Genomic DNA, 1,641 nt, shown 5'->3' with positions numbered 1-1,641 from the left:
CCGGCCGGCCCTGGGCCCGGCGCATCCAGTGGAAAGACCCATGCGGAATACCGAAAAGCTTCGCCAACTTGTCGCGGCGCGCACTGCGCTGACCGTGCCGGGGGCGCCCAATGCGCTGTTTGCGCGCGTGATTGAAGATCTGGGGTTCCAGGTCGTCTATGCCACTGGCGCGGGCATCGCCAACATGTCGCTGGGCGCGCCCGATGTGGGCCTGACCACCCTGACCGAGGTCGCCCAGACGGTGGCGATGATGGCCGATGCGGTGGACATTCCGATCATCGTCGATGCCGACACCGGCTTTGGCAACGCGGTGAACATGGTGCGCACCGTGCGCGTGCTGGAACGCGCGGGCGCGGCGGGGATCCAGATCGAGGATCAGGTATTCCCCAAGAAATGCGGCCATTTCAACGGCAAGGGCGTGATTTCCTGCGCCGAGATGGTGCAAAAGATCAAGGCCGCCGTCGATGCGCGCCAGGACCAGAACCTGCAGATCATCGCGCGCACCGATGCCCGCGCCGTCGAGGGGCTGGATGCCGCGCTGGAACGCGCCAGCGCCTATATCGCGGCGGGCGCCGACATCACCTTTGTCGAGGCGCCGCAAAGTTTTGACGAACTGGCCCGGATCGGGCGCGAACTGCCCGCGCCGCAGGTGGCCAATATCGTCTTTGGCGGCAAGACCCCCGATCCGGGGCGCGCGGTGCTGGCCGAAAACGGCTTTTCGCTGGTGCTTTATGCCAATGCCGCGCTGCAAGCGGCGCTTCACGCCTCGCGTGAGGTGCTCGAGGCGCTGCAGCAGGATGGCAACCTGAACCGGGTGGCGGACCGGCTGGCCTCATTCGAGGCGCGTCAGGCGGCGGTCGCGAAAGACCGCTGGGACGCGCTGGAAGCAAAATACAGACACGAAGGATAAGGGGGCCGACATGGCACGCATCTGGGACGGCATCATCAGCGAGGAAGAACAGCGCGCCTATGCGGCGGCGGGGTTCGGCAAGCCCACGGGTCTGGGCAAGCGCCCGGCGCTTTTGATCATCGACGTGCAATACCGCACGGTCGGCACCACGCCGCAGCCCTTCTGGGAATCGATCAAGGAATTCCCCACCTCTTGCGGGCAGGTGGGTTGGGACGCGGTGGCCAATATCAAGCGGCTGGTCACCATGTTCCGCGCCAAGGGCTGGCCGATCATGTATCCGCATGTCGCCCCCAAGGAACAATTCGACCAGGGCCGTCTGGCCGACAAGGTGCCCGCGCTGATGGGCGTGGCGGCCAAGGGCTATGAATTCGTGCCCGACATCGCGCCGCAGCCGGGTGACATCCTGCTGCCGAAGAAGCACCCCAGCGCGTTTTTCGGCACACCGCTGGTCAGCTATCTGATCGACGCGGGCGCGGATTCGCTGGTGGTCACGGGCTGCACGACCTCGGGCTGTGTGCGCGGGTCGGTGGTGGACGGCTTTGCCTACAACTTCCGCGTGACGGTGCCGGAAGATGCGGTCTACGACCGTTCGGCCACCTCGCATGCGGTGAACCTGTTCGACATGGCGTCCAAATATGCCGACGTCATGAGCACCGACGACACCCTGCGCGCGCTGGAAGCGATCGCCTGAACCCCGGGGAATGGACATGAGTGACGAAATCGACCTTCTG

At 65.4% G+C, this 1,641-nt stretch carries 2 protein-coding genes; both read left to right on the top strand.

Annotated elements, in window-relative coordinates:
• The first annotated feature begins 40 nt into the window (after positions 1-40).
• Positions 41-910: an isocitrate lyase/PEP mutase family protein gene (locus MXB90_RS17650; RefSeq protein ID WP_250046718.1), complete on the top strand. Its 870-nt coding sequence runs from the start codon at positions 41-43 to the stop codon at positions 908-910.
• Positions 911-920: 10 nt separating this feature from the next.
• Positions 921-1,601, top strand: a complete 681-nt coding sequence (locus MXB90_RS17645) for an isochorismatase family protein (protein WP_250046717.1) — start codon at positions 921-923, stop codon at positions 1,599-1,601.
• Positions 1,602-1,641: the final 40 nt, after the last annotated feature.

This window comes from Phaeovulum molybdatiresistens (assembly GCF_023544865.1).
In the GTDB taxonomy this organism is placed as follows: domain Bacteria; phylum Pseudomonadota; class Alphaproteobacteria; order Rhodobacterales; family Rhodobacteraceae; genus Pontitalea.
The sequence above is the reverse complement of the archived record's forward strand: the minus strand, read 5'-3'. Positions and strand labels throughout refer to the sequence as shown.

What these genes read in the sequence shown, in the direction of transcription:
- MXB90_RS17650 (WP_250046718.1), top strand. Translation starts at nt 41, where the DNA reads ATGCGGAATACCGAAAAGCTTCGCCAACTTGTCGCGGCGCGCACTGCG.
- MXB90_RS17645 (WP_250046717.1), top strand. Translation starts at nt 921, where the DNA reads ATGGCACGCATCTGGGACGGCATCATCAGCGAGGAAGAACAGCGCGCC.